Source organism: Neobacillus sp. K501 (genome assembly GCF_053749995.1).
Map to the genome: position 1 here is coordinate 38039 of NZ_JBSLYA010000014.1, position 12900 is coordinate 50938.

A 12900-nucleotide genomic window follows, 5' to 3' on the forward strand; every position below is an offset into this window, starting at 1 on the left:
CGACTAAGGCTATCAGTTGTAACATATGGAATCATCGTCCAATAAATGGAAGAATTATAAAAAGAAATATTAAACTTGCTATCAAAGCGTTTCTCTACTAAAAGGAATTAATATCCAAACATTAGATATGTCCTTATACTTCCATTTCTGGATAGTTAAGGATGTTTCATGACAGTCTGTTTCATTATTGTCATAAAGCTACTTCACAAAATTGACATTATTCCCCTCAAAAGCCACAGGAATCCTGCGATATTTTCTGGTAATAATATAATGGAAGACAAATATATGGAGGTTTATTTATGGAAAATCAGTTAGTTAGTGTTCTTAACAAGCAAATAGCAAATTGGACAGTATTGTATACAAAGTTACATAACTATCACTGGTACGTGAAGGGTGGACAATTTTTCACTCTACACGCAAAATTTGAAGAGTTCTATAATGAAGCTGGACTCCATGTTGACGAATTGGCTGAACGCTTATTATCCATTGGTGGTAATCCCGTTGCCACGATGAAAGGATGTCTCGAACTTTCATCGATCTCAGAAGCAAATGGATCCGAGAGTGCGGAAGAAATGGTTCAAACGATTATTAATGATTTCTCTATCATCATTGGTGAACTAAAGGAAGGAATGAGTTTCGCAGGTGAAGTGGATGATGAAACTACCGGAGATATGCTACTAGCGATTCATTCAGGTCTTGAAAAACATGTTTGGATGTTAACTGCGTTTCTTGGGAAATCGATTTAAGTCCAATAATATAGAAGGAGAGATTACCCGCGGGTAGTCTCTCCTTCTTTTTCGCTGCGTGTAATGATTACCAAGCAGACTGTAATAATCGTAAAAGCAATAAAAGCTAAAATAGGAATCGTGATAAAGCCTAACCAATTAATATAATCCTTCGAACAAGGTACACCTGTTGTACACATTTCAAACTGCTGAAGATAAGGGATCTTCTGTAACGCACTATGATAGCCAGAAATGATCATCCCGATTATTGATAACGGTAAGGTGTATTTCGTAATTCCTTTGTCATTCCGGTAAAAAGCAACACCAAGGATGACCGCTAATGGATACATAAAAATCCGCTGGTACCAGCACAGCGTACAAGGGATATAGTGGAGAACCTCACTAAAATACAAGCTGCCGATTGTAGCAATCAATGCCGCAACCCATGCAAGTAATAGAGATTTATTCATTCCCTTTCTCCTTTGAGGCTTCCTCTACCATTTCATTTAAATCATCCAAGGTTTGTCCATCAAATTTCTTGCCATTTACAAAAATTGTTGGTGTTCCAGTGACTCCCAACTCTTCTGCCAAAGCCTTGTCCTTTTTCCAAGCTTTTTCAGGATCTTTTGTATCAAAATATTTCACTACCTTGTTCACTTCTTCCTCACTAGCAATTTCTTGTAAGGTTTCAGTTAAAAATTCTTCCGTAAAGTAATTCATGGTTTCATAACGGGTATCTTCCGGTTGTTTCTTATAAATGAGTTCATGAAACTCCCAAAACATTTCGTTTCCTAGCTCATGATACACTGCTTCTGCAAATTTTGCTGTGCGGTTAGAATCATCATGAATAAACGGATAATGGAAATAATAAAATTTCGCTTTCCCAGTATCAACAAATTCTTTTACAATCAGCGGAACCGTTGTCTCAGCGAAGTTCTTACAATTAGGACATTTGTAATCACCAAATTCCACTATAGAAACAGGAGCTGATTCTTCCCCTAGAAATGGCTGATTCGCGTAATCAATTTCCTCTTTTACGGCTTGATCTGAATCTGATTGATTATTTAAAAAGATTAATCCAATAATACCGATAGCAATCAATCCAATCACCCAGAAAATGAATTTAGATGATGATTGGGTTTCCTTTTTTTTGTTACTCTTGCTATTTTTGCTTTTGGCCATAATCATACCCCTTGCATTATGTATTGATAGTTTAAATTTTACTAGAAAAAATCTCTATTGCAAAATAAAAGATACTTTCCTTTAATTGTTAAAAGCAGCCATTTCCTTTTGGCTTAGGAAAAATTGTATATGTAAATGTATCCAACCCTTCTATAAAATAATAGGAGCCAAACTATTTTTTGGCTCCTTCAAATTATTTTTTATAGTTTTTATAAAGATCAACAAATTCAGCTGCTAGATCTTTTATCGTAATGGCATTCATTAAATGGTCCTGTGCATGCACCATGAGCAGTGAAACCTCTGTTTTTTCGCCGCGAACCTCGCCCTGAATTAACGCTGTTTGAATATGATGCGCTTCATTTAGTTCACGACCTGCTTCCATTATTTTGGCATCAGCGGTGACAAAATCTCCTTGTTTCGCTGCGAGAATGGCTTCCATGGCACTGCTTTTGGCATTTCCACCATGGAGAATAATTTGAAAAATGACCGTTTCTAATTGTTCCATACTGCTTTTCCCCCTTTTATCTAGCGTCGTATAAATCTTATTGCTTGGTATTAAATATATTTTTATATAGGATATTATTATATAGCATAACCATTTATTCCTAAGGAGGATCGCAATGATAAACAAAACTACATATAAAGGCTATATTGGAACCTACACAAAAGGTGAAAGCAAGGGCATTTACACTTTTACTCTTGATACGGAAGCAGGAAAAATAACAGATGTGAAGCTAGCAGCACAGTTAGATAACCCTACCTATTTAACGATTAGTCATGACCATCGTTATCTTTATGCCGTTACAAAAGAAGGAGAAAATGGCGGGGTTGCTTCCTTTACGATTACGGATGGCGGTGAGCTTCAAGCCATCAACAGCCAAGTTTTAGCCGGATCACCCCCATGTCATGTGAGTGTTGATCGGCAAAACCATTATCTATTCAGTGCCAATTACCATAAAGGCTCCGTGGAATCCTATTTAATTAACGAGGAAAATGGCTCGATCCACCCGCCAGTATCGATCATGAAGCATGAAGGCTCCGGGCCAGATCCAAGACAGGAAAAACCGCACACACATTATGCAGGACTAACTCCTGACGAAAAGTATTTGGCGGTTGTAGAATTAGGGATTGACGCCCTAATTACCTATAAGGTAAATGAAGATGCTACACTGACAAACGTCAACTTGCTGCCGCTAAAAGCTGGCAGCGGTCCAAGACATATCACTTTTCACCCGAATGGCCAATTCGCCTATATCATGACCGAATTTAGCTCTGAGGTAATTGTCCTTAACTATAATCCTGACAATGGACATTTCACTGAAAAGCAATACATTTCCACCCTACCTAGTGACTTTACTGAAAATAATCAAGGAAGTGCGATTCATATTTCATCTGATGGACGCTTTGTTTATGCAGGTAATAGAGGACATAATAGTATTGCTGTTTTTAGCGTTAATCAGGAAACAGGGGAACTTAGCTTTGTAGAATTGACCTCATCAGAGGGGGATTGGCCGAGGGATTTCAACTTCGATCCTACCGAAAAATTTATCGTTGGTTCTAATCAGGAATCCAACAACTTAGTACTGTACTCAAGAGATGAGAATACCGGGAAACTAACTTTATTACAATCAGATATAACGGTGGGGCATCCGGTTTGTGTAAAATTTTTATAAAAGAAAAACAACAGGGGATAGAGCAATCTATTGCCCTGTTGTTTTTTATCTAACTTTAAATAGGGACGTGATCTTTTTTTCTATGATATCGGTATGCTGGGAAGAATTTTTCTTGTGATGGAATTAAATAATATTGTTCCCATTCCTGGTTTAGCTTTTGGTAGAATTCAGGAAGATGAACTTTTTTCCCCACATAAAAATCAAGGGTTCCTTTGGGATTGAACCGATGTTTGAATTGAAATAAGGAATCCCTGCCTATATGCCCTCCTCCTAAATGGAAGGCGTACATGCCAATTTCCTTTCCCCACAACGCAATATGATGGAGTAAAAAAATCGTAGTCCCTAGATTTAAGAACTCCTTTTTTGAACACCCCAAATGGTAATGTATTGTATTACCTTCATACATACAAATTGCAGCAGCCACCATTTTATTATGATGAAATACAGCTCCAATGATTGAATTCTGTTCAAACCCATCTAACAGATTTTTAAGATATTCAACAGAAAAATAGGAATATGCAGAAGCATTTAATTTATCCATGGTTTCTTTATATAATTGATAAAATTCCTCCAGATGCTTATATTTCTCTTCAGACTCAAATACCTTAAATTCTAAATTATTTTTTTGGGCTTTAAGGACATTACGTTTGTGATTTTTATGATATTGGTTAAATATTTCGTCCTCACTTTTTCTTAAATCAAAGAATACTGTCTCCCGGTCGTAGGTTATTTCCATCATATGATCCATTCCTCTTTGATTTTGGAGTAATGGATGAAATCTAATAAATTCAGTTATGATATTCTCCTTTTTACAATATTGTTCAAATTCCCTTCGAAACTCTCGAATCAAATCCATATCTTCAACATCATACAGCGGTCCACCATATCCATATGATGGAGTGATAATGTCAAATAACTCCACATCCGTTTTGCTTATTCTAAACGGCAATTCGTTAATCCTTCTTTTTAAAAATGTGTAGCATAGCTTGTTCCCTTTTCCATTGTAGAAATAAAATAAATGAGGATCACCATCTCCCATTTTCTGATACAAACTCGAATAAGAATGACAATAAAAAACATCTTTTTTGGTTATTTCTCTTATTCGCTGTTCCCATCTTTCCCTATCTTTATATGAAATGACTTCGTACATATTAATCCCCCTTTACAAGGAAAAGAACACCGTTATTTAATGATTGTTCCTGAATTTGTTAATACAGAATTTATCAGCATTACATCATCATATTTAATCATGATTGTTCGGTCTTGGTAGTTTCCGATTTTCGGCATATTTGTTTCACCTTGTAAATTATTGATTATGCACCTAATAAAGTTTTGACCTGCTTCGTAAGCATGAAGATAACCACCTCCAAATCGAGGATTGATTTCAGAAATTACATAGCCTGTTTCCGTTTTAAAGCAGTCAATATCAATTGGCCCAATAAGTCGTAAAGTATTAAGTAAATCCTCAATCAATGCAAATAGAATTGGGTCAACAACCGCCTCCGATTTGTCTGTTTCCCCAGCTCTCATTTTCAATTTCCTTTTGCCAAAAATATGTACTGCCTCGTGAGTGAGTAAGTCCACATAACAATCGACCCCGTATTCATCGCCTTCAATAAAGGGCTGTACAATTAAATCATCTGACAGCCTCCATAGATTTTCAAGTTCATTAATGGATGTTACTTTTGAAACCCTTATGCTCGCACTGCCCGTTCGCGGTTTTACAATTAGGGGGAAGGAAAGTCGCTTCGTCTTCAAATCATTTATTACTTCGTTCATACTTTCATAAACAGGAACAGCCGGGATGTTATATTTTTGCAAGATTTTATAGGTTAAATATTTATCAAAGCAAACGTCAACAACATCTTTATCTGAAACAATTAGCTTAATGTTTTCTTCCGCAAACTCATCTTTATGCTGGGCTAATATACTTAGTTCTGGGTCAATAAGGCTCATAATAGCGTTTACTTGATATTTTTTGCACAGATCTTTGATCCTCTGAACATATTCAGGGTGGTTGATTTGAGGGACTAGCTCCCAATGGTCGGCAAAATAAAGAGCTGGTGCTGCAGAATCGCAGTCTATTGCTATAATTTTTCCTCCGATTTTGCTAAGTTCAGTTTTAAAATAGTTAATTAATTTCACTCTTCTTCCCGCACTGCAGATTAATATGTTCAAAATAGATCCCCTCTTTAAAAAAATTAAAAAACATACAACTCCTCATTGAAAAATTCCTTTACCGTTTCCTTTTTCCTAACTACAAAAACATTCTCATTGTCTTTCGCTAAGATTCCAGGTCTCTCTTTAATAAACGGCGGGTTAAAAACAATCGTATAAGCACCCACATTTTCAAAGATAATATAGTCACCTGTATATGGCACTTCCGCTTGGACTTGATGGGCTAAATAATCTTTTTCCATACATGTATAGCCAACAATGTCAAATGTTCCACGGTGTCTTTCTTCATTTTGTTTTACTAGTTTCATTGGAAGATTTCTTTTATGCATGGTTGGTTTTATATTATGAACACTGCCATCAACCAGCACAAAGTTTCGGCTTCGAACATCCTTTGTCTCAATTACTTTTGCGATAAATGTGAAGGTATTCGCCACCATAGAAATGCCTGGCTCTAAAATGAGTGCAGGTTTTTTATCAAAAATTCCGAATTCCCTGTTCATGATTTGACAGATAGATTCTGCATAATCATCAAACGATGGGACCTCGGCATGAAAGGATTCAGGTAGTTCGCCATAAATACCTCCTCCAATGTCGATATATTCTAATTGATCGATAATATGTTGTTTTGCTAACTCACATAGAGTTTGAGTAATCTTTTTATAAGTATCGACACTTCTATTTCGAGTTGAAAAGTGACCATGAAGTCCAATAACACTTATATTTTCATAGTCCCTCAGCTCATTTAACGCAGATTGTAAGTTGCCATTTTCTATACATATTCCAAATCTACTTACTTCATATCCCTCTTGAAGAGGACTAATTCCATTTTCAGAGATATCAAAATTTAATCTTAAGCCTACTTTTACTTGCTTATTTGGATGGAAGAGCGCATATTCCTTTACATAATCAATTTCATATAAAGAATCAATATTGATGATACTTTCATGTTGAAGAGCAAGTTGAATGTCCTCCCGACTTTTTACTGGACCGTTAAAAATGATTTTTTTTGGATCCTCAACTATTTTGAGCGCTAAATCATACTCTAATCGTGAGACAACCTCTGCATAAGCACCTAGTTTTGATAGTTCTTTACATAAATATGGGAGGTAATTGGTTTTATAAGAATAACCAACAATAAAATTTTCATATCTATCTTGAAATGCCTTCTCGATTTTTCGATAGTTATCCCGTAATTTATTTACATTTAATAAATAAAAAGAAGAACCAAACTTTTCGTCTAGTTCTTTAATCTGCTTGTATTCTAATATCATGATTAATTTCCCTCACTCATATTTTGATATCAATGACTCCAACTTTTGGGTAAATTTATATTCATGGCTTTTTTTCCATTTTAAATATAAAAACAAGAGGCCTAATTTACCAATTAGACTTTTAGAAAAGAAGGTTCTTGAGTCATATCCTGTAGTGATGGGTCCATATTCTAGTTTAAAGTTATTTACATTTTGACCGCCTTGATCTTCTTTATCAATTACTTTTCCCCCAAAGTTATACCATTGGCATCCTTTATTCTTAAAACTCTGAATATCTTTCCAATGTAAATACCTATTTGCTCTACCTATTAAGTTATGTTGACTTGAATCTTTTTTTTCAAACCGTTTAGATGCCGAATAAATTAAATACCCTTGATAGGCATCTTTTTGATAGACATGATAACACAGGACCTGTTGATCCTTATCAATAATATATGAAATAATTAATGCCCCTTGATCTCTTAATGCTTTTAACTTGTTTACATCACAAAAACTTATATTTCTTTCTTTCGCAAACGGATTGAAAAACTGTTTAAACTCCTCAATTTCACTATCTGTTGGATTAGTAAGTTCTAAGTAAAAAAGCTCATCCCTCAAATGTGCTCTATTAATTTTATATCTAGTATTTTTGTGTATTTTGTTATAAATTTCATCTTCTTCATCCCCGAGATCAATGAGATAGTTTGGTATTAAGAGGCGAAAAGAAAATTTTTCACTATTAGGTTCAGTAAAATTCACAGGGGGAACTAAAAGTTCAAATCGAATATTTATATCGGTTTTCTCGCTTTTATTCTCAAAATTTCCGGTTCCAATGTCTTCACGGATATTAAAAATACTTCGCTTATAGTTTAAAGAAAGCATTATATCCTCCCGATTTTTTGATTAATCGTTCATTTAATTATTCGAATCTTATCTTACTAGTAAAATATTGAATAACTGAAGGATCGATTTTTTCGTCAAATTTCCTTGCAAAAAAATGATTTGATCTCTCAATGGAGTGAATATCTTTACTGGTTAAATATACCGGGGAATTTCTCTCCCTTAAGTTTTCTCCCATTCTTAAATATAATAGGTTGTTTTTTACTATGTTTGATTTAAAGCGAGAGTTCATAAGTAATGTATGAAAAAACCATTCATCCGGTGTATACGTATTTTCAAAGTATTTACGGTACCATTTATTTTCATCTAAAAAATTTATGATATATTTTGCAGCTTCAAAAGGGATGGTGAACCATTGTGATCCACAATAAAAATCATAATCTTCCGGCCAAAAATTTTTATTAGGGAATATTTTCATACCCCTATCATAAAAATATTTGATCATTCTCCTGAAAATTCGAAAAGGATGGGCTGTCGTATACCTTTGTCTAGTTATCTTTGGCCAATTAAGTTTTATTGCCCCTTCATTTTTCCAAGTTATATTGATAAAATCCATATATATTTTACCTTGGTTTTCAAATAAAAAGTTTTTAAAACCATTCTTCACTAATAAATCTTGACCACTCCTTAAGCAGACAAAATCATACTGATTCCCTGAGGCTAATACCTCTCTTAATAAGAGAATCGTAGTATCCACTTGACTAATATCGCCCCATTCACAAATGATACTTCGTTCAAGTACTCTAACACTTGGATTTTTTAGGATTTCCCCATTCATTTCTTCATAATGCCTTTTATCAATATGGATATATATGTCCGCTTGGTCATCAGATACAAGCTGGTTAAGAAACTCATTTACTTGATTGGGGTTTTTGTGAATTTGTAAAATATAGGCTGTCCGCGGAGTAGCACTCATTTTCTAACCTTCTTTCACATTAGTTCTATTTAAAGTGTAATTCTTTTCTTTAAAAAGAACAATCAAGAAAAAATTTTTTCATTCTTGAATGATATTATTTCGCACAAATTTCTTTAATCCATCTGGAACCTTAATTTTGTTTTTAGCGTTATTCGTTAAGATATTTTTACTAATAGAAACATTTTTTAGCAGGGATGCTCTACTCTTAAGTTCTATGGCTGCATTTGAGTTATTTGAAATATGATTATCATTGATCGTAAACCTATTTAGTGAACCTTTTCCATATTCCTCTTGTACTATCCCATCTTTTCCACCAGATATTGTGTTATTGCTAATCGTAATGTTAGACATCGGTCTTCCCTCGTGGACGTAAATATACGCACCTGATGAATTAGTGACAACATTCTCGACCATGGAAAGATTATGAACGGGCCCTTTGGCGTAAAGGGCAAAATTATTTAAGTCTATGAACCTATTTTCGCAAACTTTCACTCCATTTATCATTACGTCCCCATAATACTCAAAATACACCCCCTTGTCATAGGTAGTAAATGTATTCTCACATACAGTGATGTCATTAATGTTATTGGATGCAAATAACTTGATGCCTGACTTATTACCTTCACCTGAAAAGGTGTTGTTAACGACCTTTGTTTCTTCTGCACCCGCCTGAATTAAAACACCCTCCTTTGAAGTCGAAAAGGTATTTCCATAAATCTTCGTTGCAGTTGAAACTAGATTACCCTCCCATCCACCTTCAATCCGGACACCAATTTCTGCATGAACTAAGTTTTTATAAATATTGACGTTTTCATTTTTTCTCCACACCTTTATATCCTTAACATTCAACTTATTCTCAAAAAATTTTATTCCTGATGTGTCCTCAATTAAAAACACACCAGTAGGACAGTTAACCGTATTTTTGTAAAACTCAATTCCATGAAAGAAAAATCCTTTCCCCCCAAGCCCTGCACGTTCTGAATCCGCACCTCTTAGCAATGAACAGTATCCAGTAGAGTTAGTAGTGATTGTATTACCCGTTATTTTTGCGTCAAAATACTCTTTTTCCTCCCATGGCTCAAAGTGTATCCCAGGGCGTCCGGTTTGAGAGGTTATTGTATTATTAATAACTTTTAGATGGTTTACTTGTTCGATTACAATTTGGGACCGCTGATTCTCCTCCATAATATTATTGGAAATCACGACAAAATTACTTGATTTTTCAGATCCTGAGATTGAAATACCATCGCCAAAAGCATTTTTCAATCTACTATTTTCTATTAATAGATGATCCTTATCATAAGCAAAGATACAGTGCATATGCTCAGTTCCTTTTGGATGATTCCGATAATTCCCATCACATGTGATGTTTTGTATTTTTGTATTATCCTCCATATTAATTAACCTGTTGTGACCATCTGGTGCATCGTTTGCAAGTTTTAACGAAACCCTATCACGACTTTCTCCTACTAAATTAACTTTAGGCTTTAGAAAAATTGGTTGTAAAATATAGGTTCCTTCCGGAATGAAAACATTACCGCCTTCTTGTTGGGAAAGATCATTGATTGCATTTTGAAAGGCATTTGTATCATCGATCCTACCATCACCAACTGCTCCGTAATCTTTGACATTTACCTGAAGAATCTTATTTTCCACTGTAACCGTAACAATTTTAGTAAATTCCTTATAACGAATCATGATTTTTGCTTTTCCTGGACTAATCGCTGTGATTACACCGGACTGATCAACAGCAGCAACCTTTTTATTTGATGTAATAAATTTACTTTGTTCGGTTACATTGGTTTTTCCACCATTAGATTCATTTAAGATAACGAAGGTATGATGCCTCTCCTTATTAGCTATATGGATACTGGTTGTATCAACCGCTAACGAAGGCGTTTTGCTTTGTCCATTTTGGAGACCATCCTGGGCAAGGAAAAAATAAACTAAACCTGCTCCAATTAATAAAAAAATAAGTAACAACCCATTCGTTCCCCGCTTTCTTTTTAAAACCTTCAACATTTGCTCACACCTTTATGCATGAAAGCTTTTTTTACTTGTTTGCCATGCATGATATTTTTTTAGAGCATTTTTGGGAACTAGCATTACCACCATAGGCTTAAAAGCGAGTATTCTTTTTAACATAGGTATATTTAATCTCTTACATGCATCTAACCTGGCCCTTGTTTCCGTAACTCTAAATTTTCTACTTTTCCGGTGATAGGATTCATGATCTTCCCTAAAGTAAATTAATGGTACTTGAAGATTATGAAGAATAAATCCCTTTTCATAGAATTTAAGCCAAAGATCATAATCCTCTAGTCTTTGTTTTGTTAATTGATTATCTGAATAACCTGCAACCTCAAGTAATTTTTCATGTTTCATTATGACGGTTGGATGAATAAAGGGACCATCAGTAATCATTATATTTCTATGAGGAAACCTAACTGGCTGTCTTGTTCCCCAAACTCCTCTTTTATCAAATAAATAGGCTCCTGACCCGCATGCATCACAATCATGATTATTCATATAAGCTACTTGAGTTTCAATCCGATTTACCACCATAATGTCATCCCCGTCATGCCTCAAGATGTATTCTCCTTGACAATGTTTTAAGCAATTATTAAGTGTTTTAGCTAAACCCAAGTTAGTATTATTTTTTATCAACTTGATTCTTTCATCTCTTTTCACAAATTCAGCAGCAATTTTAATAGTGCCATCCGTTGACCCATCATCACAAAGTATTAACTCCCAATTTTTATACGTTTGATTCATTATGGACGTAAGGGATTCCGCAAGAAAGTTTTCACAATTATAAATACCCATGATAATTGAGACTTTTCCCTTCAAAATTTCACCTCTTTTCCTAAAGAATTATCTTGTTTAAGCACATTCGAAGAGGATTTCCTTTGAAACTTTGATATTTTACAGGATGCTTCCGTGTAAATTTCCTTCAATTCACTGATAACATTTTCAAGCGAGTATAGTTGTATGAGTTCTAAACTTTTTTCACCGAACTTCCTTCTTAATGCTTCAGATTGATAAAGCTTGCTAATCGCATTTGAACAATCCCTAGCATCATTTACATCAACGATTAATCCATTTTCTCCACCGATAACTAAATCATGATTTCCCCTGCAATTCGTTACGATTACTGGCAATCCTGTCGCCATTGCTTCCATAACATTAACAGGCAGACCTTCCTGTCTTGATGTTGAGATGGCAACATCTGAAATCGTTAATAAATGATGGACATCTTTTCGAAAGCCTAAAAATTCTACATTTTCCTCTACACCTAATCGATTAGCCAAATCAGCGTAATCATTTAAAAGGTCTCCATCTCCAACCAGTAAAAGCTTAAGTTTGGGTATACTTCCTTTTATCAAACTAATTGCCTCGATTAAGAGATCTTGATGTTTTCTATAGCTAAGCTCTCCAACATAGATTAATAGAAAATCCCTTTCCTTATAGCCATACTCCTTCCTTAATCTATTCTTTTCTTCAGTGGTTTGAGGAAAGAATTTTTCTAAGTCAAGCCCTACGCCATGGATTTTATAGATTGATTCTGCTTTTCGTAATCGAAGCTTATCAGCAGACATATAATCCTCTTGATTCATTGTTATCAGCCCATCCGTCCATCTTGCAGCGATCTTTTCAAGTGTAAAGTATATCAGCCAATTCCACTTGGGAGCTCCCTTAAAAAAGTGGAACCCATGAGCAGTATATAGAATCGTAACATTTATTAATTTTCTACATGCGAATCGAGTAAGGAATGAAGCAACTGGCGTATGGACATGAACGCATTCATATCCTTCTTCTACAATAGCCTGTTTAATTTTTTTATAAGCATTGAGATTCTCTTTTTTTAATGGATTTCTTTGAAACTCGATTTGGTGTATCTTACAGCCAAGGTTAATTATTTCCTGACTTACTTCTTGAATCGTATTAAAAGCCAGACCGACCTCATTTCCCTGTTCAATGAGAAATTTTACATGTGGAATTAAAAAGGCATTAACGGTGTTTGAATTAGTGGTAACATATAATATTTTCATTGTTTTCTCCTTAGCCAATAACAT

The 12900-nt window shown here is 34.7% G+C and carries 13 protein-coding genes; 2 read left to right on the top strand and 11 right to left on the bottom strand.

What is annotated here, in order from left to right:
• The first annotated feature begins 299 nt into the window (after positions 1 to 299).
• Positions 300 to 746 carry a Dps family protein gene (locus tag ACWM35_RS22780; RefSeq protein WP_454821192.1) on the top strand — a complete coding sequence of 149 codons (447 nt, stop codon included), beginning with the start codon at positions 300 to 302 and terminating at the stop codon, positions 744 to 746.
• Positions 747 to 769: 23 nt separating this feature from the next.
• On the opposite strand, the gene ACWM35_RS22785 is transcribed toward ACWM35_RS22780, so the two are convergent.
• The 3 genes from ACWM35_RS22785 to ACWM35_RS22795 all read right to left on the bottom strand — a co-directional run bounded on the left by ACWM35_RS22785 (position 770) and on the right by ACWM35_RS22795 (position 2412).
• Positions 770 to 1195 (bottom strand): disulfide oxidoreductase, encoded by a 426-nt coding sequence (locus ACWM35_RS22785; RefSeq protein WP_454821193.1) that lies wholly within the window; start codon positions 1193 to 1195, stop codon positions 770 to 772.
• The gene (locus tag ACWM35_RS22790) at positions 1188 to 1907 is read right to left on the bottom strand and encodes a DsbA family protein (RefSeq protein ID WP_454821194.1); all 720 of its coding nucleotides are present in this window, start codon (positions 1905 to 1907) and stop codon (positions 1188 to 1190) included. Before ACWM35_RS22790 ends, ACWM35_RS22785 begins: the two co-directional genes overlap by 8 nt.
• A gap of 193 nt (positions 1908 to 2100) precedes the next feature.
• A complete protein-coding gene (locus ACWM35_RS22795) occupies positions 2101 to 2412 on the bottom strand; it encodes a PTS lactose/cellobiose transporter subunit IIA (protein ID WP_454821195.1) in 312 nt (103 codons plus the stop codon).
• Between the two features lie 115 nt (positions 2413 to 2527).
• Between ACWM35_RS22795 and ACWM35_RS22800 the strand changes: the two genes are divergently transcribed.
• Positions 2528 to 3580: a lactonase family protein gene (locus ACWM35_RS22800; protein ID WP_454821196.1), complete on the top strand. Its 1053-nt coding sequence runs from the start codon at positions 2528 to 2530 to the stop codon at positions 3578 to 3580.
• 55 nt (positions 3581 to 3635) lie between these two features.
• Here ACWM35_RS22800 and ACWM35_RS22805 read toward each other — a convergent pair whose 3' ends face one another.
• The 8 genes from ACWM35_RS22805 to ACWM35_RS22840 form a co-directional block, all read right to left on the bottom strand.
• Positions 3636 to 4730 carry a lipid II:glycine glycyltransferase FemX gene (locus ACWM35_RS22805; RefSeq protein WP_454821197.1) on the bottom strand — a complete coding sequence of 365 codons (1095 nt, stop codon included), beginning with the start codon at positions 4728 to 4730 and terminating at the stop codon, positions 3636 to 3638.
• 32 nt (positions 4731 to 4762) lie between these two features.
• Positions 4763 to 5758: an ATP-grasp domain-containing protein gene (locus tag ACWM35_RS22810; RefSeq protein ID WP_454821198.1), complete on the bottom strand. Its 996-nt coding sequence runs from the start codon at positions 5756 to 5758 to the stop codon at positions 4763 to 4765.
• 23 nt (positions 5759 to 5781) lie between these two features.
• On the bottom strand, positions 5782 to 7029 hold the full coding sequence (locus tag ACWM35_RS22815; RefSeq protein ID WP_454821199.1) for a diaminopimelate decarboxylase: 1248 nt from the start codon (positions 7027 to 7029) through the stop codon (positions 5782 to 5784).
• 12 nt (positions 7030 to 7041) lie between these two features.
• Positions 7042 to 7890 (bottom strand): hypothetical protein, encoded by an 849-nt coding sequence (locus ACWM35_RS22820; protein WP_454821200.1) that lies wholly within the window; start codon positions 7888 to 7890, stop codon positions 7042 to 7044.
• A 37-nt stretch (positions 7891 to 7927) separates the two neighbouring features.
• Complete coding sequence (locus tag ACWM35_RS22825) at positions 7928 to 8824, bottom strand: beta-1,6-N-acetylglucosaminyltransferase (RefSeq protein ID WP_454821201.1); 897 nt, start codon at positions 8822 to 8824, stop codon at positions 7928 to 7930.
• A 78-nt stretch (positions 8825 to 8902) separates the two neighbouring features.
• Positions 8903 to 10846 carry a right-handed parallel beta-helix repeat-containing protein gene (locus ACWM35_RS22830; protein WP_454821202.1) on the bottom strand — a complete coding sequence of 648 codons (1944 nt, stop codon included), beginning with the start codon at positions 10844 to 10846 and terminating at the stop codon, positions 8903 to 8905.
• A gap of 12 nt (positions 10847 to 10858) precedes the next feature.
• On the bottom strand, positions 10859 to 11674 hold the full coding sequence (locus ACWM35_RS22835; RefSeq protein ID WP_454821203.1) for a glycosyltransferase family 2 protein: 816 nt from the start codon (positions 11672 to 11674) through the stop codon (positions 10859 to 10861).
• On the bottom strand, positions 11671 to 12876 hold the full coding sequence (locus tag ACWM35_RS22840) for a glycosyltransferase family 4 protein (protein WP_454821204.1): 1206 nt from the start codon (positions 12874 to 12876) through the stop codon (positions 11671 to 11673). The genes ACWM35_RS22835 and ACWM35_RS22840 overlap by 4 nt, the downstream gene beginning before the upstream one ends.
• Positions 12877 to 12900 lie beyond the last annotated feature (24 nt).